We start from the raw sequence: 23,937 nt of genomic DNA, 5'->3' as shown, positions 1-23,937 counted from the left end.
CAGGCGCCCCGGTCCCAGGCAGTACCTACTCCTCCAGGAAGCCATGATGTTCGAGGCGGTCGAGGAACTGATCGGCGAACATGCCGACCTCGAAAAGCAGCTTGCCGACCCCGCGGTCCACACCGACCAGGCCAACGCCCGCCGCCTCAACAAGCGGTACGCGGAACTCACCCCCATCATCGCCACCTACCGCTCCTGGCGGCAGGCCGGCGAGGACGCCGAGACCGCCCGCGAACTGGCCGCGGAAGAACCGGAGTTCGCCGCCGAGGTCAAGGAGCTGGACAAGCAGCGCGAGGAGCTGACCGACCGGCTGCGGCTGCTGCTGGTGCCGCGCGACCCCAGCGACGACAAGGACGTCATCCTGGAGGTCAAGGCCGGCGAGGGCGGCGAGGAGTCCGCGCTGTTCGCCGGCGACCTGCTGCGGATGTACCTGCGGTACGCCGAGCGGGTCGGCTGGAAGACCGAGATCCTCGACGCCAACGCCTCCGACCTCGGTGGCTACAAGGACGTCCAGGTCGCCGTGAAGGCCAAGAGCACCCATGAGCCCGGCCAGGGCGTCTGGGCCCGCCTGAAGTACGAAGGCGGGGTGCACCGCGTGCAGCGCGTGCCCGCCACCGAGTCGCAGGGCCGTATCCACACCTCCGCCGCCGGCGTGCTGGTCACCCCGGAGGCCGAGGAGGTCGAGGTCGAGATCGGCCCCAACGACCTGCGGATCGACGTCTACCGCTCCTCCGGCCCCGGCGGCCAGTCGGTCAACACCACCGACTCCGCGGTCCGCATCACCCACCTCCCCACCGGCCTGGTGGTCTCCTGCCAGAACGAGAAGAGCCAGCTGCAGAACAAGGAGTCGGCGATGCGCATCCTGCGCTCCCGGCTGCTGGCCGCCGCCCAGGAGGAGGCCGAGCGCGAGGCGTCCGACGCCCGCCGCAGCCAGGTCCGCACCGTCGACCGCTCCGAGCGCATCCGGACGTACAACTTCCCGGAGAACCGGATCTCCGACCACCGCGTCGGCTTCAAGGCGTACAACCTGGACCAGGTGCTCGACGGCGACCTCGACGCGATGATCCAGGCGTGTGTCGACGCCGACTCCGCCGCGAAGCTGGCCGCCGCCGGCGACGGCAGCTGAGAAGGGGCCCCACGTGAACCTGCTGCTCGCCGAGGTGGCCCAGGCCGCCCAGCGCCTGGCCGACGCGGGCGTGCCCTCGCCCCGCTTCGACGCCGAGGAACTGGCCGCCTACGTACACGGCATCAAGCGCGGCGAGCTGCACACCGTGGCCGACGCCGACTTCGACGCGCGCTACTGGGAGGCTGTCGCCCGCCGCGAGGCCCGCGAACCGCTCCAGCACATCACCGGCCGCGCCTTCTTCCGCTACCTGGAACTCCAGGTCGGGCCCGGGGTGTTCGTGCCCCGCCCGGAGACGGAGTCGGTGGTCGGCTGGGCGATAGACGCCGTCCGGGCCATGGACGTCGCCGAGCCGCTCATCGTCGATCTGTGCACCGGCTCCGGCGCGATCGCCCTCGCACTGGCCCAGGAGGTGCCCCGCTCCCGGGTGCACGCGGTGGAGCTGTCCGAACAGGCCCTGGAGTGGGCCCGCAAGAACGTCGCCGGCAGCAAGGTCGACCTGCGGCACGGCGACGCGCTGGCCGCGTTCCCCGAACTCAACGGCCAGGTCGACCTGGTGATCTCCAACCCGCCCTACATCCCGCTCACCGAGTGGGAGTACGTCGCCCCCGAGGCCCGCGACCACGACCCCGAACTCGCCCTGTTCTCCGGCGAGGACGGCCTGGACACCATCCGCGGCATCGAACGCGCCGCCCACCGCCTGCTGCGGCCCGGCGGCGTGGTCGTCGTCGAGCACGCCGACTCCCAGGGCGGCCAGGTGCCGTGGATCTTCAAGGAGGACGCCGGCTGGGCGGACGCGGCCGACCACCCGGACCTGAACAACCGGCCGCGCTTCACCACGGCCCGCAAGGCGATGCCCTGATGACCCGGGCCCTGCCTCGGCAGGACGACAGACCACTACGCAGGGAGACAAAGATGGCACGGCGATACGACTGCGCGGACGCGACCGACCGGGTCACGGGGCTGCGCGAGGCCACCTCGGCGGTCAAGCGCGGCGAACTCGTGGTGCTGCCGACCGACACCGTCTACGGCATCGGCGCCGACGCCTTCGACAAGGACGCCGTCGGCGACCTGCTGGAGGCCAAGGGCCGCGGCCGCAGCATGCCCTCCCCGGTCCTGGTCGCCTCCCCGAACACCCTGCACGGCATCGTCACCGACTTCTCCGAGCAGGCCTGGGAACTCGTCGACGCCTTCTGGCCGGGCGCCCTGACCCTCGTCACCAGGCACCAGCCGTCGCTCCAGTGGGACCTGGGCGAGACCCGCGGCACCGTCGCCGTCCGCATGCCCCTGCACCCGGTCGCCATCGAACTGCTCACCGAGACCGGCCCGATGGCCGTCTCCAGCGCCAACCTCAGCGGCATGCCCTCCCCGCAGGACTGCGACGCCGCCCAGGGCATGCTCGGCGACTCCGTGGCCGTCTACCTCGACGCCGGCCCGACGCCCGCCGCCGTGCCCTCCTCGATCGTCGACGTCACCGGCAAGGTCCCGGTGCTGCTGCGGGCGGGCGCGATCAGCGCCGAGGAACTGCGCAAGGTCGCCCCCGACCTCCAGGAGCGCCGTTGACCGCGCCCAACGGGCGTGCCATACGAGGACTCACCGCTTCACCGACCGCGATCGGGGGAGCCGGCCTCCCCGTCCACGCCCCCCACGACGTGCTGCGCGTACTGCACGTGTGCACCGGCAACGTCTGCCGCTCCCCGATGGCCGAGCGGCTGATGCGGCACGGCCTCGCCCAGCGGCTGGGCGCCGACGCGGACGCCATCCTGGTGGAGTCCGCCGGCACCTGGGGCCACGAAGGCGCCCCGATGGAGCTGCACGCCGCGGCCGTCCTCGCCGAACACGGCGCGGACACCGCGGACTTCACCGGCCGTGAACTGCTCGACGACCATGTCATCGACGCCGACCTGGTGCTCACCGCCACCCGCGACCACCGCGCCCAGGTCATCTCGATGGGCCACGCGGCGGGCCTGCGCACCTTCACGCTCAAGGAGTTCACCCGGCTGGTGCGGGCGATAGACCCGGCCACCCTGCCCGACGGCAGCGTCACCGAGCGGGCCCGTGCGCTGGTGCGTGCCGCGGCCGCGCTGCGCGGCTGGCTGCTGGCGCCCAGCCCGGACGCCGACGAGGTCCACGACCCGTACGGCGCCCCGATCACGTACTTCCGCAGCATCGGCGACGAGATCCAGGACGCCCTGGACCCGGTCGTGACCGCGCTCACCGGGATTCCGGCCCGGGTCTGAGCCCGCGGCCGCACGCCCCGCCGCCCGGCCGCGGGAGACGCCCGCACGCCCCTTCACGGGCGGCCCGGCGGCCGTGACCTGACCGCCGCCGTGCTGCGTCCTGAACGTGATCTTGGTCGCTCCGCGGCGGCCCCGCGCGCCCGCCGCCGCCGGGCGCATTGCGCGCACCCGCCGCCGACCTGCGGTTTCGGCGGCCGCCATGGCGAGCGCGACTTTGTTACCTGCCCGCTACCGGTGCCCGGGAACCCTCCGGGCCCCCTGTGAGTCTGGGTAGGTGTTCGCGGTCCCGGCCCGGCCACCACTAGGGTGTGACGCTGTGAAGATCCCCCGGACGTGTGCGCGTGCCCGCCGCACCCCCGAATACGTCGGAGGCTGCCTGTGCGCGAGTACCTGCTGACCCTGTGCGTCTCCGCGGCCGTCACCTATCTGCTGACCGGCCCGGTGCGGAAGTTCGCGATCGCGGCGGGCGCGATGCCCCCGATCCGCGACCGGGACGTGCACAAGGAGCCGATTCCGCGGCTGGGCGGTATCGCGATGTTCGGCGGGCTGTGCGCGGGGCTGCTGGTCGCCGCCCACCTCAACAACCTCTCCGCGGTCTTCAAACTCTCCAGCGAGCCGCGGGCACTGCTCTCCGGCGCCGGACTGATCTGGCTGCTGGGCGTGCTCGACGACAAGTGGGGCGTGGACGCGCTGATCAAGCTCGGCGTGCAGATGATCGCCGCGGGCGTGATGGTCTTCCAGGGCCTGGCCATCCTGTGGCTGCCGGTGCCGGGCTTCGGCACCATCATCTTCACCCCGGTCCAGTCCACGCTGCTCACCGTCGCGCTGGTGGTGATCACCATCAACGCGGTCAACTTCGTCGACGGCCTCGACGGCCTCGCGTCCGGCATGGTGTGCATCGCCTCGATCGCGTTCTTCATGTACGCCTACCGCATGTGGTACGGCTACGGCATCGAGCAGGCCGCGCCCGCGACGCTCTTCTCGGCGATCCTGATCGGCATGTGCCTGGGCTTCCTGCCGCACAACATCCACCCGGCGCGGATCTTCATGGGCGACTCCGGGTCGATGCTGATCGGCCTGGTGCTGGCCTCGGGCGCGATCTCGATCACCGGCCAGGTCGACCCGGACGCCATCACCGACTTCACCGGGTCCACCCGGCAGACCGTGCACTTCATGGTGCCGGTCTACATGCCGCTGCTGCTGCCGCTGACGATGATCGCGATCCCGGCCGCGGACCTGGTGCTCGCGGTGGTGCGCCGGACCTGGCGCGGCCAGTCCCCGTTCGCCGCCGACCGCGGTCACCTGCACCACCGGCTGCTGGAGTTGGGGCACACCCACAGCCGCGCGGTGCTGATCATGTACTTCTGGGCGGCGCTGTTCGCCTTCTCCGCGGTGGCGTTCTCGGTCAGCTCCTCCAGCCTGTGGATCGTGCTGGTGATCGTGGCGCTCAGCGGGATCGGCCTGGTGGTGCTGCTGCTGCCGGCCTTCCGGCCGCACGCGCCGCGCTGGGCGGAGTCCGTGGTGCCGCCGCGCTACCGCCGCCGGCGCCGCCGGCTGGCGGCCGCCGCGGCCGCGGCCGAGCGGGAGATGAACGGCCCGGACCGGCCGGCGCTGCACGGCTCGACCGCGGTCGGCGACCGGCCGCGCATGCCGGAGCGCTCCACCGCCGCACAGGCCGGGACCGCCAACTCCGCGCCCAGCCCCGCGCCGACCGCGAACAGCGGCCGGTGAAACGGCGGCGAGGTCGTGAGCGTCCGACCGCGGACAGTGAAAAGGCCTTTTCCGAGTGGGGGACAACTCCGGTAAATGGGGCGGCGTGTCGCTACCTCCTGCGTGTGACAGGCAGCACATCTTCATGGTAAAGACCGCATCAAAAACTTTGTGATAGCGTTCACGAAAGCAGGGACACGCCGAAAGACCTCGAGAGACACGGTCTTCCGGCGAGAGGCACACCCGCGCTTCCTTTCCGCCTCGCCCTCGCTCGTCTCCGACGACACCCGCTCGCCCCAACTCCCGCCGGAGGAGCCGCCCCATGCAGCCCAACGACGCCCGGATTCTCCGGGGCTCCGCCCTCGTGGCCGGGCCCGTCGGAGTGGTCGCCACCGTGGTCAGTGCCCTCGTCGCAGGCGAGAAGGGCCTGGTCGGCGGTGTGGTGGCAGTCGCCGTCGTGGCGGTCTTCTTCGCGGCCGGCTCCTGGGCGCTGATGCGGATCACCGAGAACCGGCCGCAGGTGGCGATGTCCGCGGGCATGCTGGTCTACGCCGTGCAGATCCTGCTGATCGGCGTCTTCATCGTCGTCTTCAAGGACACCAGCGCCTTCAACGGCCGCGCCTTCGGCCTGACCCTGCTGGTCACCGCGCTCGCCTGGGTGGGCGGCCAGATCAAGCAGACGCTCACCAGCCGGATGCTCTACGTCGATCCCGAACCCTCGGTCCCCGCCGCCCGGAAGCAGGAGGCGGACGCGGTCGGGACGGGGTCGCGCGATGCTACGTAAGGGGAGGGTAAGGGGCCTTCATCCAGGTCTGCTATCGTCCGGAGTCGCATCCGGACGTGAGGGCCCCTCGCACATGCAGAGGGTCAAGCCCCCGCGCCCTGCGGTGTATTCGGAACCGGAACCGCATCGGCGGCACGGACGACGGATGCCCGCGACGCGATGCGGGCTCTCAGCGGACCGGGCGGGCTTCGCCACGCCCTACCCGCAGTGCCGAACAGCGGCCCCACCAGCCGCGCTGACACACAAGGTTGCCGTTACTTATGCGTCACGACGAAGGAGTCACGGGTGAGTGCCCACACGCTGCTCGCTGAAGCTGGATGCCATATCCAGCACGGTTGCGCATTCCCCGCTCCGGGCCTCAACTCGTTCGACTTCAAGCCGATCTTCAGCATCGGCAGCTTCGACTTCACCAAGCCGATGCTGCTCGCGATCATCTGCATGCTGCTGGTGGTGGGCTTCTTCTGGGCTGCGTTCCGCAAGCCGAAGCTCGTACCGGGGAAGCTCCAGCTGGTCGGTGAGATCGGCTACACGTTCGTGGCCCGCAGCATCGCCCGCGAAGTGATCGGCAAGAAGGGCGACAAGTACGTCCCCTTCCTCACGTCGATCTTCTTCTTCGTGTGGCTCATGAACATCATGTCGATCATCCCGGTCGCGCAGTTCCCCGCCACCTCGCGGTTCGCGTTCCCGGTGGGCCTGGCCGCCCTGGTGTTCATCACCTACATGTACCTGACGTTCAAGAACAACGGTTTCCGCGGCGGCATCAAGAACCTGGTCTGGATCGACGGCCTGCCCTGGCCGCTGGTGCCGCTCATCGTGGTGCTGGAGTTCTTCTCCAACGTCATCCTCCGGCCGTTCACCCTCGCGGTGCGGCTGTGGGCCAACATGTTCGCCGGCCACATGCTGATCGTGATGTTCAGCGTGGCGAGCTGGTACCTGCTGACGCCGTCGCTGTTCACGGCGGTGTCCGGAGCGTCCTTCATCATCGCGCTCCTGATGACCACGCTCGAGGTGCTGATCCAGTTCCTCCAAGCGTACATCTTCACGCTGCTCGCCTCGATCTACATCCAGGGAGCGCTCGAAGAGGGTCACTGACCCGCGCCACGAGCCCCTCCACCGAAACTTCCGCTGGGAAGCCCCCCAACGGACCGCATCACAAAGGAAGACAGGGAAATGTCTGCCGAGCTCGTTAACCTCGCCGCCGCCACCACCGCCGGCCGCCTGGGCGCGGTCGCCTACGGCCTCGCCGCCATCGGCCCGGGCGTGGGCATCGGTCTGGTCTTCGGCCACTCGATCGAGGCCATGGCCCGCCAGCCCGAGGCCATGCCGGTCATCCGCACCAACATGTTCCTCGGCTTCGCGCTCTGCGAGGTCCTCGCACTGCTCGGCCTGGTCGTCCCCTTCATCTTCCAGAAGTGACCTGGGCTCCCGACCAGTAGCCACTCGACGAAAGGTTCAGACATGTTCACCTTCCTTGCGGAGGAGGGGCAGCAGAACCCGCTGATCCCGGACACCGCGGAACTGATCGTCGGCCTGCTCTGCTTCTTCATCGTCTTCGGCATCCTCGGGAAGAAGCTGCTGCCGAACATCCAGAAGACCCTGGCCGAGCGGCACGACGCGATCGAGGGTGGCCTGGAGCGGGCGGAGAAGGCCCAGGCCGACGCCAATCGCACGCTCGAGGAGTACAAGGCCCAGCTCGCCGAGGCCCGCCACGAGGCGGCCCGGATCACCGAGCAGGCCCGCGAGCAGGGCGCGCAGATCATCGCGGAGATGCGCGAGGAAGGCTCGCGGCAGCGCGACGCCATCATCGCGGCCGGTCACGCCCAGATCGAGGCGGACCGCCGCCAGGTGACGGTCAGCCTCCGGCAGGAGGTCGGCAAGATCGCGACCGACCTGGCCGGCCGGGTGGTCGGCGAGTCCCTGGAGGACTCCGCCCGCCAGTCCCGCGTGGTCGACCGCTTCCTGGACAGCCTTGAGCAGAGCGCGGCCGACAACGGCGCAGAGGCCGGGGCGGCACGATGAACGCCGGAACGACGAGCCGGCGAGTGAGCGTGCTGCCGGCCCGCGCGCTGCGGAGTGCGGAGTGCGAACGAGCCGGGGAGTGTGACCGATGAACGGCGCGAGCCGCGAAGCGCTGGCCGCCGCACGCGAGCGACTGGACGCGTTGACCGACAGCACGTCGGTCGACCCGGCCGCGCTCGCCGGCGAACTGGCCGCGGTCACCACGCTGCTCGACCGCGAGAGCGGGCTGCGCCGCGCGCTGACCGACCCGGCCCAGACCGGTGAGGCCAAGGCGGGCCTGGTCCGCCGGCTGCTCGGCACCCAGCTCGGCGGTGAAGCGCTCGACCTGGTGGCCGGCATGGTCAGGTCCCGCTGGTCGCGCTCGCGCGACCTGGTGGACGCCCTGGAGGAGCTGGCCGACAGCGCCGACCTGATCGCCGCCCAGCGCGGTGGCGCGCTGGACGACGTCGAGGACGAGCTCTTCCGGTTCGGCCGGATCGCCGCGGGCAGCCCCGAGCTGCGCGCCGCGCTGTCCGACCGCGCCGCCGGCCCGGAGGCCAAGGGCACGCTGCTGAGCACCCTGCTCGGCGGCCGCGCCAACCCGGTCACGGAACGGCTGGTCGTACGACTGGTCACCGCGCCGCGAGGACGTAGCCTGGAGGGCGGGATCGAATCCCTGTCCAAGCTGGCAGCGGCCCGCCGGGGCCGGACGGTGGCGGAAGTGGTCTCGGCCGTTCCGCTCAGTGACCGGCAGAAGCAGCGGCTCGCAGACGCGCTGTCCCGGATCTACGGCCGCCCGGTGCACCTGAACCTGGACGTGGACCCCTCGGTCCTCGGCGGGGTGCGGGTCCGCGTCGGCGACGAGGTCATCAACGGCTCCATCGCGGACCGGCTCGACGAAGCCGCCCGCCGCATGGCCGGCTGACAGCCACCAACGCAACAAGCATGAAGGCGGCCCTAGTTGGGCCGTGAGGAATACAGGGCCCAACAAGGAGAGCAGGGAACCCAGATGGCGGAGCTCACGATCCGGCCGGAGGAGATCCGGGACGCGCTGGATACTTTCGTCCAGTCGTACCAGCCGGACGCCGCCTCGCGCGAGGAGGTCGGCACGGTCAGCGTTGCCGGTGACGGCATCGCGAAGGTCGAGGGTCTGCCCTCGGCCATGGCGAACGAGTTGCTGAAGTTCGAGGACGGCACCCTCGGCCTCGCCCTCAACCTCGAGGAGCGCGAGATCGGTGCGATCATCCTCGGCGAGTTCGACGGCATCGAGGAGGGCCAGCCGGTGCAGCGCACCGGCGAGGTGCTCTCCGTCGCAGTCGGTGAGGGCTACCTCGGCCGGGTCGTGGACCCGCTGGGCAACCCGATCGACGGCCTCGGCGAGATCGAGACCGAGGGCCGCCGCGCCCTCGAGCTCCAGGCGCCGACCGTCATGCAGCGCAAGTCGGTGCACGAGCCGATGCAGACCGGCCTCAAGGCCGTCGACGCGATGACCCCGATCGGCCGCGGCCAGCGCCAGCTGATCATCGGCGACCGGCAGACCGGCAAGACCGCGCTGACCATCGACACGATCATCAACCAGCGCGACAACTGGCGCTCGGGCGACCCGAAGAAGCAGGTCCGCTGCATCTACGTCGCCATCGGCCAGAAGGGCTCCACCATCGCCGGCGTGCGCGCCGCGCTGGAGGAGGCCGGCGCGCTGGAGTACACCACGATCGTCGCCGCCCCGGCGTCCGACCCGGCCGGCTTCAAGTACCTCGCCCCGTACACCGGCTCGGCCATCGGCCAGCACTGGATGTACCAGGGCAAGCACGTCCTGATCGTCTTCGACGACCTGTCGAAGCAGGCCGACGCCTACCGCGCGGTCTCCCTGCTGCTGCGCCGCCCGCCGGGCCGCGAGGCGTACCCGGGCGACGTGTTCTACCTGCACTCCCGCCTGCTGGAGCGCTGCGCCAAGCTCTCCGACGACCTCGGCGCCGGCTCCATGACCGGTCTGCCGATCGTGGAGACCAAGGCCAACGACGTGTCGGCGTTCATCCCGACCAACGTCATCTCCATCACCGACGGCCAGTGCTTCCTGGAGTCCGACCTCTTCAACGCCGGCCAGCGGCCCGCGCTGAACGTCGGTATCTCGGTCTCCCGCGTCGGCGGCTCCGCGCAGATCAAGGCGATGAAGCAGGTCTCCGGCCGGCTCAAGCTCGACCTCGCGCAGTTCCGCGAGCTGGAGGCGTTCGCCGCCTTCGGTTCCGACCTCGACGCGGCCTCCAAGGCCCAGCTCGAGCGCGGCCAGCGGATGATGGAACTGGTCAAGCAGGGCCAGTACGCGCCCTTCCCGATCGAGGACCAGGTCGTGTCGATCTGGGCCGGCACCACCGGCAAGCTCGACGACGTACCGGTGGAGGACATCCGCCGGTTCGAGCGCGAGCTGCTGGACTACCTGCACCGCGAGCACAAGTCGCTGCTGACCGCGATCGTCGAGACCGGCAAGCTGCCGGACGAGACCGTGGAGACGCTGACCGACGCGGTGGCCGCCTTCAAGAAGCAGTTCGAGACGTCCTCGGGCACGCTGCTGGTCGAGGGCTGATCGCATGGGCGCACAGATTCGGGTCTACAAGCGCCGGATCAGGTCCGTCTCCGCCACCAAGAAGATCACCAAGGCGATGGAGATGATCGCGGCCTCGCGGATCATCAAGGCCCAGCGCCAGGTGGCGGCCTCGTCCCCGTACGCGGACGAGCTGACCCGCGCGGTGACCGCGGTCGCGACCGGCTCCAACACCAAGCACCCGCTGACCACCGAGGCGGAGCACCCGACCCGGGCCGCGGTACTGGTCGTGACCAGTGACCGCGGTCTGGCCGGCGGGTACTCCTCCAACGCGATCAAGGCCGCGGAGCGCCTCGGCGAGCAGCTGAGCGCCCAGGGCAAGTCGGTGGAGTCCTATGTCATCGGGCGCAAGGCGGTGGCGTACTACAGCTTCCGTGAGCGCCCGGTCGTGGAGTCCTGGACCGGCTTCTCCGACAGCCCGCAGTACTCCGACGCCAAGGCCGTCGCGGCGCCCCTGATCGAGGCGCTGCTGACGGACACGGCCGAGGGCGGGGTGGACGAGCTGCACATCGTCTTCACCGAGTTCGTCTCGATGATGACGCAGAACCCGGTGGCCAAGCGGCTGCTGCCGCTGACCCTCGACGACGCGGCGGGCTCCGCCGCGGCCGGCGAGGACGGCGACGACGTGCAGCACAAGAAGGGCGAGGCCCTGCCGCTGTTCGAGTTCGAGCCGTCCGCGGAAGGCGTGCTGGACGCGCTGCTGCCGCGGTACGTCGAGAGCCGGATCTACAACGCGCTGCTCCAGGCCGCCGCTTCCGAGCACGCGGCCCGCCGCCGGGCGATGAAGTCCGCGACCGACAACGCGGAAGACCTCATCAAGTCGCTCACGCGGCTTGCCAACGCGGCCCGACAGGCCGACATCACCCAGGAAATCAGCGAGATCGTCGGTGGCGCGAGCGCCCTCGCCGACGCTAGCGCGGGGAGTGACTGACCACATGACCACCACTGTTGAAACCACCACGGCCACCGGGCGCGTGGCGCGGGTCATCGGCCCGGTCGTCGACGTGGAGTTCCCCGTCGACGCCATGCCGGAGATCTACAACGCGCTGCACGTCGACGTGATCGACCCGGCCGCGGACGGCGCCACCAAGACGCTGACCCTCGAGGTCGCGCAGCACCTGGGCGACGGCCTGGTCCGCGCCATCTCCATGCAGCCCACCGACGGCCTGGTCCGCCAGGCCCCGGTGACCAACACCGGCGACGGCATCACCGTGCCGGTCGGCGACGTCACCAAGGGCCGCGTCTTCAACACCCTCGGCCAGATCCTCAACGAGCCGGAGGCCGAGTCCGAGGTCACCGAGCGCTGGGCGATCCACCGCAAGGCGCCGAAGTTCGACGACCTCGAGTCGAAGACCGAGATGTTCGAGACCGGCCTGAAGGTCGTCGACCTGCTCACCCCGTACGTCAAGGGCGGCAAGATCGGCCTGTTCGGCGGCGCGGGCGTCGGCAAGACCGTGCTCATCCAGGAAATGATCATGCGTGTGGCCAAGCTGCACGAGGGCGTTTCCGTCTTCGCCGGCGTCGGCGAGCGCACCCGTGAGGGCAACGACCTGATCGAGGAGATGGCCGAGTCCGGCGTGCTCCCGCAGACCGCCCTCGTCTTCGGCCAGATGGACGAGCCGCCGGGCACCCGGCTGCGCGTCGCCCTGGCCGGCCTGACCATGGCGGAGTACTTCCGCGATGTGCAGAACCAGGACGTGCTGTTCTTCATCGACAACATCTTCCGGTTCACCCAGGCCGGTTCCGAGGTCTCCACGCTGCTCGGCCGGATGCCCTCCGCGGTGGGCTACCAGCCGAACCTCGCCGACGAGATGGGTCTGCTCCAGGAGCGGATCACCTCGACCCGCGGCCACTCGATCACCTCGATGCAGGCGATCTACGTCCCCGCGGACGACCTGACCGACCCGGCCCCGGCCACGACCTTCGCGCACCTCGACGCGACGACCGTGCTCTCCCGGCCGATCTCGGAGAAGGGCATCTACCCCGCGGTGGACCCGCTGGACTCCACCTCGCGCATCCTGGACCCGCGCTACATCACGCAGGAGCACTACGAGTGCGCCTCCCGCGTCAAGGGAATCCTGCAGAAGTACAAGGACCTCCAGGACATCATCTCCATCCTCGGCATCGACGAGCTGGGCGAGGAGGACAAGCTCACCGTCTTCCGGGCCCGCCGGATCGAGCGCTTCCTGTCGCAGAACACCCACGCGGCGAAGCAGTTCACCGGTGTGGACGGCTCGGACGTGTCCCTGGACGAGTCGATCACGGCGTTCAACGCGATCGCCGACGGTGAGTTCGACCACTTCCCGGAGCAGGCGTTCTTCATGTGCGGTGGCCTGGACGACCTCAAGGCCAACGCCAAGAAGCTCGGCGTGAGCTGACGCCTCGCACCACCTGGGCCGCCAGGCCCACGCGGCCGGGGGGCGGTCCGCGGGACTCCGTACGGGGTCCCCGGACCGGCCTTCCGGTCGCACCCCTTATTCTGTGTCCTACGCATCCTCCGCAGACGGTGGGTGCCAACCCGAGGAGCCGTCTTGGCCGATCTTCACGTCGAGCTGGTCGCCGCGGACCGCAACGTCTGGTCCGGCGAGGCCAACCTGGTCGTCGCCCGTACCAAGTCGGGTGACATCGGCATCATGGCCAACCACGAGCCGGTGCTCGGGGTGCTCCAGTCCGGTCCGATCACCATCAGGACCAGTGAGGGCGGCACCGTCGTCGCCGCCGTGCACGGCGGGTTCATCTCGTTCGCGGACAACAAGCTCTCCGTCCTCGCGGAGATCGCCGAACTCGCCGAGGAGATCGACGTCGACCGGGCCGAGCGGGCGCTCCAGCGCTCGAAGTCCGAGTCCGACGCCGCGGCCGAGCGGCGGGCGGAGGTGCGGCTCGCCGCCGCGGCGGGCGCACACTGAAGGACGTAGTCCCGCACGGCGTACCCCGAGTACGACGGCAGCAGGACCCACACAGCAGCACCCACACGCAGGACCACGCAGGACCCGGCAGGACCCACGGTGCCGCGGAACGCCCGCAAGGGCGGGCCGCGGCACCGCACGCAGCAAGGGCGGCAACCATGGTGAGGCGAGGAGGTCGATGGACGTGATCCTCGCTTTCGAAGTGGGTGGCGCCGTCCTGGTGGCAGCGCTGCTCGGCCTCTTCCTCTTCGGCCTGCGCCGCCGCCTCATCCAGCGTCCCGGCGGCACCTTCGACTGCTCGCTGCGCACGGTTCCGACCGGCGAGGGCGACTCCGCGGCCGGCAAGGGCTGGGTCTACGGGGTGGCCCGCTACAGCGGTGACCGGGTCGAGTGGTTCCGGGTCTTCTCGTACGCGGTGCGGCCGCGCCGGGTGCTGGAGCGGCCCGCGATCGAGGTCACCGGCCGCCGCGAGCCGCAGGGCTCCGAGGAACTGGCGCTGCTGTCCGACGCGGTGGTGCTGTGCTGCGTGCACCGCGGCACCGCCCTGGAGCTGGCGATGAGCGACGACGCGCTGACCGGCTTCCTCGCCTGGCTGGAGGCGGCCCCGCCCGGCCAGCGGGTCAACGTCGCCTGACGGTTTTCCCCGCTCCCGTCCGCCGTCCCCTCAGCGGTCGCCGCCCGGCACCCACAGCACGTCGCCGCGCGCGACGTTGGCGGTCCTGGCGAGGATGAACAGCAGGTCCGAGAGCCGGTTGAGATAGGTCGCGGTGAGCGGGTTCATCGTGTCGCCGTACTCCGCCAGCGCCGCCCACGTGGAGCGCTCCGCGCGGCGGACCACGGTGGTGGCCTGGTGCAGCAGCGCCGCGCCGGGGGTGCCGCCGGGCAGGATGAAGCTGCGCAGCTTGTCGAGGCCCGCGAGGAAGCGGTCGCAGTCGGCCTCCAGCCGGTCCACGTAGGGCTGCTCCACCCGCAGCGGCGGGTACTTCGGGTCCGGCACCACCGGGGTGGCCAGGTCCGCGCCCACGTCGAAGAGCTCGTTCTGGACCCGCGTCACGACGGCGGCCACCGGCTCGGCCAGGTCGCCGAGCGCGAGCGCCACGCCGAGCACCGCGTTGGCCTCGTTGGCGTCGGCGTACGCGCCGATCCTGGTGTCGGTCTTGGCGGTGCGGCTCATGTCGCCGAGCGCCGTGCTGCCGTCGTCGCCGGTACGGGTGTAGATACGGGTGAGGTTGACCATGCCGACGAGCGTAGGGCCTGCCGCGGGCGGCCGCCCACGGTGCCGCGCCCGCGCCCGCGGCGGCGTCGCAGTGGCGTCCCGGGACGTCAACTGTGCGACCAAGGACACAGGGTGACGCGGCCGACATGGTGCTGCGGCGGGTGCTGAAGGGGCGTTAGGGTCCGGCCAGATACCCCAACGGAGAGGTGTGTGCCGTGCCGAAGAAGCTCGCCGTCGTCGGAGCAGGACTGATGGGCGCCGGTATCGCGCAGGTGTCCGCGCAGGCGGGCTACGAGGTGGTGCTGCGCGACGTGACCGACGAGGCGCTGGCCCGCGGCCGGAGCGCGATCGCCGCGTCCTACGAGAAGTTCGTGGCGAAGGGCCGGCTGGCCGCGGACGACGCCGAGGCGGCGCTCGCCCGGATCACCACGACTACCGACCTCGACGCGGCCGCCGACGCGGACTTCGTGGTGGAGGCCGCGTTCGAGGACGTCGACGTCAAGCGGGACGTCTTCCGCACCCTGGACCGGCTGGTCGGCGAGGACACGGTGCTCGCCTCCAACACCTCCGCGATCCCGATCACGAAGATCGCCGCGGCCACGCAGCACCCCGAACGCGTCGTCGGCACGCACTTCTTCTCGCCGGTGCCGCTCATGGGGCTGTGCGAACTGGTCCGCGGCCACAAGACCAGCGACGAGACGCTCGCCCGGGCCCGGGAGTTCGCCGAGGGCGTCGGCAAGACCTGCATCGTGGTCAACCGCGACGTGGCGGGCTTTGTCACCACCCGGCTGATCGCCGCGCTGGTGGTGGAGGCGGTCAGGCTGCACGAGTCCGGGGTCGCCTCCGCGGAGGACATCGACATCGCGTGCAAGCTCGGCTTCGGCCACGCCATGGGCCCACTCGCCACCGCCGACCTGACCGGCGTGGACATCCTGCTGCACGCCTTCGACACCGTCTACACCGAGTCCAAGGACGAGAAGTTCGCCCCGCCGGAGTCGATGCGGCGGATGGTGGACGCGGGTGATCTGGGCCGCAAGAGCGGGCAAGGGTTCTACACGCACTAACGGAATTCACTCGGAGGAGTGAATTCGGTATCGGTTCGCTCACAGCTGGCAACTTCTGTATGCAACGGACCGTCAGTTGTGTGAGGACTGACGGACCGACGCGTTCGCGCCGCGCGCAGGGCGTCGTCCGACCACCGCACGGGGAGAGTGACTATGCACATCAGGGGCGACCACGCCGAGCTGGTCGTCGGGGGGCGCCTCGACGTGCGCAGCGCCGCGGACGCCCGTACCGCCCTGCACACCGCGCTCGACGCGGGGCAGGGCGACCTGGTGCTGGACCTCACCGAACTCGACTCGTGGGACGCGACCGGCCTCGGCGTGATCATGGGCGCCCACCGCCGGGCCGGTCGCGGTGGCCGCCGGCTGGTGCTGCGCGGGGTGCCCCCGCAGATGCAGCGGCTGCTGGTCGCCACCCGGCTGCACCGGATTCTCGCGATCGAGGCGGAGAAGTAGGGCGGCCGGGAGCCGAGCAGGCAGGGGTCGAGCGGCCGGCATCGGCCGGGCAAAGCGGACAAACGGCGCCGTTCCCCGGTTTTCCGCCGGTACCCCCCGGGAGTTCCCCGCTTTTCCCCGGTGGGGCACCCCGGCACTTCAACGGCGGTGTGCGAACCTTTAGAGTTTGCGCATCGATGGCCAGGAGGCGTGCCACCGCGCACGCCGCAGAGGGGAAACCGGGCGGCGGTCCGTATGCGCGGACCCGCGGCAGCCCGTGGCGGCCCCCGCCCGTGACGCACCTTGGGGGCGTACGACATGGATGACACCGAGCGCTTCGAGCCCGTCGAGGGCCCGGACGGCGACGGCGCACACGGCTCCGCGCCGCGGCCCCACGGCCCCGGCTCCGCTGCCGGTCAGCGGCCCGCCGGGGCGTTCGACGCGTTCGCCGCCGGTGCGCCGCGACCGCTCGGCCGGTCCGACCGGCGCCGCCCCGAGGCGCGGCCCCACGGCGGGAACGGTTCTGACAGCCCCGACGGCTTCGCCGGTTCCGGTGCCCTCGCCGGGACGGGGGCCGTCCCGCAGGCACCGGTCGACGAGGCGGACGACGGCCTCGGGCTCGCCGCCGGTGCGGGTGCCGTCGCGCGGCTGGAGGGCGCCGCGAGCTTCGACGCGTTCGGCAATCGCCGCCCCACCCCGGACCGCACCGACGGCCAGGAGCCGAGCGGCGCGGCCGACACGAGTAGTGCGGCCGGCTCGGATGGAGCGGTCGGCTCGGGTGGCGCGGTCGGCGCGGCCGACGCCGATACGGCGGTCGGGCCGGTGGTCGGGGTCGGGCCGGTGGTCGGCGTCGGCTCGGGCGGGGACTTCGGTGCCGTGGCGCCGTACGCCCCCGAGGGGCAGGGCGACCCCGGCACGGGCCTCGTCCCCTTCGGCGGGGACGTGAGCGGGCCGGGCGGACTGGCACCCGCGGACCGCGACCTGAGCGGCGCCGCGCACAGCTCCGGCAGCTCCGACCCGTCGGACGATTTCGACGCTTTCGGCACGTCCGACGCCTTCGGCCGCTCCGCGCGCCAGGGCGGCAGCTTCGACGGGTTCGCCGCCGGCGCGGTCAGCGGCAGCGGCGGGTCCGACGACCGGCTGCCCGCGCTGCGCCCGAGCAGTACCCCCTCGCTGTTCGACGCGACCGCGCCCGTACCGCGCACGACCCGGCCCGCCCGGGACCCGCTCGCGCCCGACATGGTCGGCAGCAGTGGCCCGAGCAGCAAGGTCGAGCGGGTGGTGGCCGCGGACTACCTGCTCACCATCAACCACGTGGACGGCACCGAGGTCGTCGCCTGCCCGCCGGAGGAGGCGCGGGTGCCGGTGCGCCGCGGCAAGGCCGAGCTGGGCGCGCGCACCGCCGGCGCCCGGCCCACCCCGCCGCCCGGCCCGCCCGGCCCCGAACTGCCGCTGCTGGAGCGCGACGAGGAGCGGGAGCGGGTGATCCGGCTGCTGGCCCGCGGCCGCTCCATACGCGTCACCGGCTCGTCCGGAGCCGGCCGCACCGCCCTGCTGGAGTCCGTGGCCAACGCCTGCGGCGACCTCGCGCCCGACGGCGTGCTGTGGCTGTCCGGCTACCACCGCACCGTCGGCGACGTCCTCCAGGACCTGTACAGCGTCGTCTACGCCGGGGACGGCTACCGGCCCGGCCGCGCCGAACTGCCCGGGCTGCTGCGCGAGGTCGGCGCCGTGGTCGTCGTGGACGACCTGGAGTTCGGCGGCGCCGCGCTGGAGGAACTGCTCGCCGCGGCCCCCGAGTGCGCCTTCCTGACCGCCGCCACGCCCGACGTGCCCGCACCCGCCGCCGAGTCCGGGGTCGAGGAGGTCCTCCTCGCCGGGCTCAGCCGCGCCGCCAGCCTCGACCTGCTGCACCTGGCCGCCGGACGGCCGCTGGCCGACGACGAGGTGGCGTGGGCGGCCGACCTGTGGTTCGAGTCCGAGGGGCTGCCGCTGCGCTTCGTGCAGGCGGGCGCGCTGCTGCGGCAGCGCGACGCGCTGCGGACGGCCGTGGAGGAGCCCGAGGCGGGGGAGTGGGACGACTCGGTCTGGCGGAAGGGCGCGCCCGCGGCCGACCCGTCCGCGGCGGGCGCGCGGCCCGCGCGGGTCCCGCTGCCCTCGCTCGCGCAGAGCGCCGCCCCCGCGGACCTGCTGGCGTCGCGGCTGAGCGAGGCCGCCCGGGAGGCGCTGGCCTTCGCGGTCGCGCTCGACGGCGAGTGCCCGCACCCCTCGCACCTGCCCGCGCTGGTCGGCGACACCCACGGGGACGCGGCGCTCGGCGAGTTGACGTCCGTGGGGCTCGCGGTGCCGGTCGCCGCGCACTTCCGGCTGGCGGCCGGGGTCGTGGCGCAGCTCGCCCCGAGCCTGTCGGTCGACGGTGAGCTGTCCGACGTCCAGGCGCACACCGCGGCGCTGCACTACGCCTGGTGGACCGGGCACCCCTCGGTCACCCCCGAGCGGGCCACCGCCGAGTCCGAGGCGATCCTCGCGGCGATGACGGCCTGCCGTGACGGCGGGCACGCGAGCGCCGCGGTGCTGCTGGCCCGTACGGTCGCGCCCGCGTTCGCCGCCGCGCTGCACTGGGGCGCCTGGGAACGGGCGCTGCGGGTCGGCCAGGAGGCCGCGCGGCTGTCGGGCGAGGTCGCCGAGGAGGCGTACTTCCTGCACGAACTGGGCGTCCTCGCGCTGTGCGGCGGCAACCTCCAGCGGGCCCGCGCCGACCTGGAGGCGTCCATCGCGCTGCGCTCGGCGCTGGCCGACCGGCAGGGCACGGTCGTCGGCCGCCGTACGCTCGCGCTCGTCACCGACCTGATCGGCGCCGAGGACGCGACGGAGGTGCTGGCCCCGGTGGCCGTGCCGCAGCCGGCCGCCGACGGGACGCTCACGCTGCCCGAACTGGCGCCGCCCGCGCCGCCGGTGCTGATCAGCAGGCCCGCGCCCGCCGCGGTCCCCGCCGCCGCCCCGGCCGGGCCGGGAGTGCGCAAGCTCGCGGCGGCCGGGTCCCGCCGCAATCTCGTGGCCGCGGGCACCGGGGTCCTGATCGCCGCCGTGGTCGGCACGATCGTCACCCTCGGCGCCACCTCGGGCAGCGGCGACAGCCACCCGGACAACCAGGTCAAGCCGATCGAGTCCGTCCAGGAGGACCCGCCGCAGTCCTCGGAGCCCGCTCAGGACACGACGACGGCCGCGCCCTCCACCACGGCCTCCAGCGCCTCCCCGTCGCCCTCCACCACGTCCACCACTGCCGCGGGCACCACCAGCCCCACGGCCGAACCCCCCACCACCCCGCCGACCACCACCAGCCCCACCCATGCGGGGAGCGGCAGCAGCGGCGGGGGCGGCGGCGGTGGCGGTGGCGGCAAGCCAACCAGGACGCCTTCCACGTCGCCGTCGACATCGGCGTCCCCGTCCGGAAGCCCTTCCTCGTCTCCCACCACGACGACGCAGTCGCCGACCGACAGCCCTCCGGGGACCGACTCCCAGAGCGCCAGTGTGAGTGCTTCCGTCACAGCTCCTGACACGCCCTCGGCCACCACCGATTCCCCCGCCCCGTAGGCGAGCAAGCGTACGCACGGTTCCAAAAGGGGCGCGTGGGGGCGCCGCCCAGGCGAAGCTCTGGGGGAGAACGGAGCGACCAGCCCATCACCGGCGGACGGTCCGGGAACCGACAGGACGGGGCAGCCCGAGCGGTCCCGCACCCCCACCCTCACATCAGAACAGGCGGAGCTTGTCGTCCTGGATGCCGCGCAGGGCGTCGTAGTCCAGCACGACGCAGTCGATCCCGCGGTCGGTCGCGAGCACCCTCGCCTGCGGCTTGATCTCCTGCGCGGCGAACACGCCCTTCACGGGCGCGATCCGGGTGTCGCGGTTGAGCAGTTCGAGGTAGCGCGTGAGCTGCTCCACCCCGTCGATCTCCCCGCGCCGCTTGATCTCGATCGCCACGGTGGCGCCGGCGCCGTCCCGGCAGAGGATGTCCACCGGGCCGATGGGCGTGGGGTACTCGCGGCGGATCAGGCTCCAGCCGGCGCCGAGCACCTCCATCCGGTCCGCCAGCAACTCCTGCAAGTGCGCCTCGACGCCGTCCTTGATGAGCCCCGGGTCGACCCCCAACTCGTGCGACGAGTCGTGCAGGATCTCCTCGATCGTGATGATCAGCTGCTCGCCGGCCTTGTTGGTGACCGTCCACACCCCGTCGTCGCCCTCCTTGAGCGAGCAGGGCGGGGACATCCAGTTGAGCGGCTTGTAGGCGCGGTCGTCCGCGTGCACGGAGAGGCTGCCGTCGGCTTTGATGAGCAACAGCCGTGTGGCGGACGGGAGATGGGCGGACAGCCGGCCGGCGTAGTCCACGGAGCAGCGGGCGATCACGAGGCGCATGGTGCGCAACGCTATCCGACCCCGGCCCCGCCCGGAAAATTGGCCGGTTGTGGGTGCCGCCGCCTGGTGCGGCCGCGCAGGTGACGCCTACGGTTGACGTGCCGGGGCCGACCCGCACAGCTTGGGCGGCCTCCGGGCAACATGTCCTCCCGCACGGCGGTTACGGCCGTGCGCGGTGCCCGCAGACCCCCGTCCCGCCGGACGCGTGGTCACGAGAGGAGTACCCATGTCGCTCGACGTCTCACCGGCCCTTCTCGAACAGGCCGAGCGAGGCGAGGTCGACGAGCGAGAGTTCGTCGACTGCGTCCGGACGTCCCTCCCTTACGCGTGGGAGATGATCAGCTCGCTGGTGGCGCAACTGAAGGTCGACGGTGGGGAGTTCGCCGACAATCAGGTGCCGCCGCCGAGTGAGAAGGAGCGCGGCCAGCTGCTGCGTGCGCTGGCCAGTGACGCGATACGCGGCGCGCTCCAGCGGCACTTCGGGGTGCGGCTGGCCTTCCAGAACTGCCACCGGGTGGCGGTCTTCCCGCTGGACCCGGCGGTGGAGCGCAGCCACGCCGAGTTCACCTCGCTGCGGTCGCAGGTGCTCAACCAGTCGCCGGAGCTGCGGGACTGCTGAGGCGTCCGCCGCGCCGCCCGCGCCGGCCGACCCGTTCGCGGGGCCGGGCGGCGGGCGGTCCCGCGCCGGGGCGAGGCGCCGGGCCGCGGCCGGTGCACCGCCGGTGGGGCAGGTCGGCGGTGTACGCTCCGTCGTTGATCGGCAGCCACCCGTAACCGATCAACGGTGCCGCGCACAACCAGGCGTGCGGCGGTGCGGGGCGGTCCACACCGGATCAGGACAGTTCCGGGAGCACCTCGCCGCCCAGCCGGGCGATGTTCTCCATGGTGGCGGCGAGGTCCCCGGAGCCCTCGGCGAGCAGTGCGAAGCGGGTGATGCCGGTGCGTTCCGCGGTGGCGGCGAGCCGGTCGGCGCAGAGCCGGGGCGGGCCCACCGGGTGCAGGTCGCAGAGGAGTTCGGTGTAGCCGTGCGGGTCGCGCATCCGGCGGGGGCTGCCGTCGTAGGTGCGGTGCGCGGCCAGGCCCTCGCGGAGCCAGCCGGGCATTGCCTTGGCCAGCGTCTCCACGGCGTCCGCGCGGCTGTCGGCGACCTGCACCACGCCCGCGGAGACATGGCCGGCGGCCGAGACCGCCTCGGGCGGGTGCCCGGCCTCGCGGGCGGACTGCTGCCACATCGCGACCATCGCGGCCTTGTCGTCGTCGCCGCAGTGCATGCCCAGCAGCATCGGCAGGCAGCGGCGGGCGGCCTCGCGCACGGTCCCGGGGGAGGTGCAGGCCACGACCACCGGGGGGCCCGGCTGCCCGTCGAGTTCGTCCGGCCGCGGCACCACGGCCACTTCGGGGAAGGCGTAGCGGGTGCCGCGGGCCCCGACGGCCGGTTCGCGCAGCCAGCGCATCAGCAGATCGAGTGATTCCGGGAAGCCGGTCTCGAAGGCGTCCAGCCCGGCGCCGAAGACCTCCAGGTCCACCCAGGGGCCGCCGCGGCCGACACCGAGGGTGAAGCGGCCGCCGGAGGCGAGGTGCAGCAGCGCGGCCTGCTCGCCGAGGGCGACGGGGTGCACGTTGGGCAGCACGCTCACCGCGGTGCCGACCCCGATCCGGGAGGTGCGGCCGAGCATCAGCCCGGCCAGGGTGACCGCCGACGGGCAGACCCCGTACGGCACGAAGTGGTGTTCGGCGAGCCACACCGCGTCCAGTCCGGCGGCCTCCGCCGCGTCGGCCGTGGATATCGCCCGGCCCAGCGCCTCGCCCTGTCCCTGACCGGGGAACTGGGCCGCGAGGACGAACGTCCCGATCCGCATCACGCACCCCCTTTTCCCCGTCCAACGCCTGGCACGTGCCAAAGGCACGGCCTGGTGCGGGAGTTTTCATGATTTTCGGCAGCGTGTGGGGTGTTCGGCCGGTCCTTGTGCGTACGCGTAACCTGGTGGGAACGGTCCGTCCCCTCCGGCGGCTCGGACCGGTCCGCTGTCGAGCCAGTGCAGCCCGGGTTCCGGCCGGGCAGAGCGCGAGGTGTCCCGTGTCGCCGCGACGTAACCGCCCCTACCAGCGGGAGTCCGCCCAGCAGTGGGAACCCGGCCTGGGCAGTGGCCGGACCGAGCAGTGGCAGGGCGAGGAGTGGGTGGTGCGGCCGATCGCCGGCAGCGCCTCGGCGAAGCACTACCGCTGCCCCGGCTGCGACCAGGAGATCCCGCCCGGCGTCGGCCATGTGGTGGCCTGGCGCGAGTACAACGGCGTGGACGACCGCCGGCACTGGCACCGCGCCTGCTGGAACGCGCGGGACCGCCGCACCAGCAAGGTGCAGCGGTCCCGTAACGCGCCGCGCTACTGAGCCGTCGGCCCGCCTCGGCCCGAAGGAGCCCCGGGGCAGGTCCCGGGCGGACCGGACCGGCCTCAGGCGTCGCGGTTCTTGAGCACCGCGTAGCCGCCGATGAGCACCGCCACCACCCACAGCGCCATGATGAGGATGCCGCCCCACGGGCCGTACGAGGTGTGGTCGCCGTCGCCCGGCACCACCTGCATGATCTTCTGCCCGGCCTGGTCGGGGAAGTAGCGGGCCACCGACTTGACCTTCGGCACCGCGCTCAGGATCGGCGAGACCAGGAAGAAGAACGGCATCAGGATGCCCAGGCCCAGCATCGGGCTGCGCAGCATGGCCGCGGCGCCGACGCAGAACAGCACGATCAGCGTCATGTACAGGCCGGCGCCGAAGACCGCGCGCAGCACTCCGTGGTCGCTGATCGAGGCGCTGTGCGAGCCGAGCAGCGCCTGCCCGACGAAGAACGTCAGGAAGCTGGTCACCATGCCGACGACCAGGGCGAGCACACCGGCGACCGCGACCTTCGAGGCGTAGAAGTGGCCGCGCTGCGGCACCGCGGCGAGCGAGGTGCGGATCATGCCGGTGCTGTACTCGCTGGACATCACCAGCACCCCGAAGACGATCAGCGCGAGCTGGCCGAGGGTCATGCCGAAGAAGCTGGTGTTCGTGGGGTCGAAGGTGGCCCGGTCCGACATGGACATCGAGCTCCACTGGCTGTTGAAGACCGCGCTGATGATCGCGCCCAGCGCGAGGGTGACCAGGAAGGCCAGCGCGAGGGTCCACACGGTGGAGCGCACCGAACGGATCTTGGTCCACTCGGACTGGAGGACCGCGGAGGTGGAAGCCATGTCAGCGACCCTTCTTCTTGCCCTGGTCACGCCACTGCGCGCCCCACTCCGGGGCGCCTGGAGGTGCCGGTGGTGCCTGCGGAGGCGCCTGCGGCGGCGCCGCCTGCCCGCCCTGCCCGGGCGCCTGCCACCCCTGCCCCTGCGGTGCGCCCTGGCCGGGCGCGTACGGGGACTGGCCGTACGGGGACTGGCCGTACGGCGAGCTGCCGTAGGGCGAGCCGGAGTAC

At 72.0% G+C, this 23,937-nt stretch carries 24 protein-coding genes; 20 read left to right on the top strand and 4 right to left on the bottom strand.

Going from position 1 to position 23,937, the window contains the following annotated elements; all coding sequences use genetic code 11:
* Positions 1-46 precede the first annotated feature (46 nt).
* From prfA to WA788_RS10290, 15 genes are all read left to right on the top strand, one after another.
* Positions 47-1,126, top strand: coding sequence for a peptide chain release factor 1 (prfA, locus tag WA788_RS10360; RefSeq protein WP_335975252.1), 1,080 nt, complete (start codon positions 47-49; stop codon positions 1,124-1,126).
* 13 nt (positions 1,127-1,139) lie between these two features.
* Positions 1,140-1,985, top strand: a complete 846-nt coding sequence (gene prmC, locus WA788_RS10355) for a peptide chain release factor N(5)-glutamine methyltransferase (protein ID WP_335974766.1) — start codon at positions 1,140-1,142, stop codon at positions 1,983-1,985.
* 53 nt (positions 1,986-2,038) lie between these two features.
* Complete coding sequence (locus tag WA788_RS10350) at positions 2,039-2,686, top strand: L-threonylcarbamoyladenylate synthase (RefSeq protein ID WP_335974763.1); 648 nt, start codon at positions 2,039-2,041, stop codon at positions 2,684-2,686.
* Positions 2,683-3,363, top strand: a complete 681-nt coding sequence (locus tag WA788_RS10345; protein ID WP_435129128.1) for an arsenate reductase/protein-tyrosine-phosphatase family protein — start codon at positions 2,683-2,685, stop codon at positions 3,361-3,363. Before WA788_RS10350 ends, WA788_RS10345 begins: the two co-directional genes overlap by 4 nt.
* Positions 3,364-3,741: 378 nt before the next feature.
* Complete coding sequence (locus WA788_RS10340) at positions 3,742-5,094, top strand: MraY family glycosyltransferase (protein ID WP_335974760.1); 1,353 nt, start codon at positions 3,742-3,744, stop codon at positions 5,092-5,094.
* Between the two features lie 301 nt (positions 5,095-5,395).
* Positions 5,396-5,857: a hypothetical protein gene (locus WA788_RS10335; RefSeq protein WP_335974757.1), complete on the top strand. Its 462-nt coding sequence runs from the start codon at positions 5,396-5,398 to the stop codon at positions 5,855-5,857.
* Between the two features lie 285 nt (positions 5,858-6,142).
* Positions 6,143-6,949, top strand: coding sequence for a F0F1 ATP synthase subunit A (gene atpB, locus WA788_RS10330; RefSeq protein WP_335974753.1), 807 nt, complete (start codon positions 6,143-6,145; stop codon positions 6,947-6,949).
* Positions 6,950-7,027: 78 nt separating this feature from the next.
* Positions 7,028-7,273: an ATP synthase F0 subunit C gene (gene atpE, locus WA788_RS10325; protein WP_037913419.1), complete on the top strand. Its 246-nt coding sequence runs from the start codon at positions 7,028-7,030 to the stop codon at positions 7,271-7,273.
* Positions 7,274-7,315: 42 nt separating this feature from the next.
* Positions 7,316-7,876: a F0F1 ATP synthase subunit B gene (locus tag WA788_RS10320; protein ID WP_335974750.1), complete on the top strand. Its 561-nt coding sequence runs from the start codon at positions 7,316-7,318 to the stop codon at positions 7,874-7,876.
* 88 nt (positions 7,877-7,964) lie between these two features.
* Positions 7,965-8,780, top strand: coding sequence for a F0F1 ATP synthase subunit delta (locus tag WA788_RS10315; RefSeq protein ID WP_335974745.1), 816 nt, complete (start codon positions 7,965-7,967; stop codon positions 8,778-8,780).
* An 84-nt stretch (positions 8,781-8,864) separates the two neighbouring features.
* Positions 8,865-10,436: a F0F1 ATP synthase subunit alpha gene (atpA, locus tag WA788_RS10310; protein WP_335974741.1), complete on the top strand. Its 1,572-nt coding sequence runs from the start codon at positions 8,865-8,867 to the stop codon at positions 10,434-10,436.
* 4 nt (positions 10,437-10,440) lie between these two features.
* Entirely contained in the window at positions 10,441-11,385 is a 945-nt protein-coding gene (locus tag WA788_RS10305; protein ID WP_335974738.1) for a F0F1 ATP synthase subunit gamma, read from the top strand.
* 4 nt (positions 11,386-11,389) lie between these two features.
* Positions 11,390-12,832 carry a F0F1 ATP synthase subunit beta gene (gene atpD, locus WA788_RS10300; protein ID WP_335974734.1) on the top strand — a complete coding sequence of 481 codons (1,443 nt, stop codon included), beginning with the start codon at positions 11,390-11,392 and terminating at the stop codon, positions 12,830-12,832.
* A 153-nt stretch (positions 12,833-12,985) separates the two neighbouring features.
* A complete protein-coding gene (locus WA788_RS10295; RefSeq protein ID WP_335974732.1) occupies positions 12,986-13,360 on the top strand; it encodes a F0F1 ATP synthase subunit epsilon in 375 nt (124 codons plus the stop codon).
* A gap of 184 nt (positions 13,361-13,544) precedes the next feature.
* Complete coding sequence (locus tag WA788_RS10290; protein ID WP_435129423.1) at positions 13,545-13,994, top strand: DUF2550 domain-containing protein; 450 nt, start codon at positions 13,545-13,547, stop codon at positions 13,992-13,994.
* Positions 13,995-14,024: 30 nt separating this feature from the next.
* On the opposite strand, the gene WA788_RS10285 is transcribed toward WA788_RS10290, so the two are convergent.
* The gene (locus WA788_RS10285) at positions 14,025-14,597 is read right to left on the bottom strand and encodes a cob(I)yrinic acid a,c-diamide adenosyltransferase (protein ID WP_335974726.1); all 573 of its coding nucleotides are present in this window, start codon (positions 14,595-14,597) and stop codon (positions 14,025-14,027) included.
* Between the two features lie 194 nt (positions 14,598-14,791).
* On the opposite strand from WA788_RS10285, the gene WA788_RS10280 reads away from it, so the two are divergent.
* From WA788_RS10280 to WA788_RS10270, 3 genes are all read left to right on the top strand, one after another.
* Complete coding sequence (locus WA788_RS10280) at positions 14,792-15,640, top strand: 3-hydroxyacyl-CoA dehydrogenase family protein (RefSeq protein ID WP_335974721.1); 849 nt, start codon at positions 14,792-14,794, stop codon at positions 15,638-15,640.
* A gap of 153 nt (positions 15,641-15,793) precedes the next feature.
* Positions 15,794-16,093 (top strand): STAS domain-containing protein, encoded by a 300-nt coding sequence (locus tag WA788_RS10275; protein ID WP_335974715.1) that lies wholly within the window; start codon positions 15,794-15,796, stop codon positions 16,091-16,093.
* Positions 16,094-16,390: 297 nt separating this feature from the next.
* Positions 16,391-19,666, top strand: a complete 3,276-nt coding sequence (locus WA788_RS10270; RefSeq protein WP_335974709.1) for an ATP-binding protein — start codon at positions 16,391-16,393, stop codon at positions 19,664-19,666.
* A gap of 156 nt (positions 19,667-19,822) precedes the next feature.
* On the opposite strand, the gene nucS is transcribed toward WA788_RS10270, so the two are convergent.
* Entirely contained in the window at positions 19,823-20,485 is a 663-nt protein-coding gene (nucS, locus tag WA788_RS10265; RefSeq protein WP_335974704.1) for an endonuclease NucS, read from the bottom strand.
* A gap of 226 nt (positions 20,486-20,711) precedes the next feature.
* Between nucS and WA788_RS10260 the strand changes: the two genes are divergently transcribed.
* Entirely contained in the window at positions 20,712-21,104 is a 393-nt protein-coding gene (locus tag WA788_RS10260) for an SCO5389 family protein (protein WP_335974700.1), read from the top strand.
* A 214-nt stretch (positions 21,105-21,318) separates the two neighbouring features.
* On the opposite strand, the gene WA788_RS10255 is transcribed toward WA788_RS10260, so the two are convergent.
* Positions 21,319-22,344: an LLM class flavin-dependent oxidoreductase gene (locus tag WA788_RS10255; RefSeq protein ID WP_335974698.1), complete on the bottom strand. Its 1,026-nt coding sequence runs from the start codon at positions 22,342-22,344 to the stop codon at positions 21,319-21,321.
* Between the two features lie 218 nt (positions 22,345-22,562).
* On the opposite strand from WA788_RS10255, the gene WA788_RS10250 reads away from it, so the two are divergent.
* Positions 22,563-22,874 carry an ATP/GTP-binding protein gene (locus tag WA788_RS10250; protein ID WP_335974695.1) on the top strand — a complete coding sequence of 104 codons (312 nt, stop codon included), beginning with the start codon at positions 22,563-22,565 and terminating at the stop codon, positions 22,872-22,874.
* Between the two features lie 62 nt (positions 22,875-22,936).
* Here the strand turns inward: WA788_RS10250 and WA788_RS10245 are convergent, their stop codons facing one another.
* Entirely contained in the window at positions 22,937-23,710 is a 774-nt protein-coding gene (locus tag WA788_RS10245) for an ABC transporter permease (RefSeq protein ID WP_335974691.1), read from the bottom strand.
* Between the last annotated feature and the right edge of the window lie 227 nt (positions 23,711-23,937).

Source organism: Streptomyces sp. CA2R106 (assembly GCF_037034245.1).
Taxonomy (GTDB): Bacteria; Actinomycetota; Actinomycetes; order Streptomycetales; family Streptomycetaceae; genus Actinacidiphila.
This window is presented reverse-complemented; position numbering and strand designations above follow the sequence as displayed.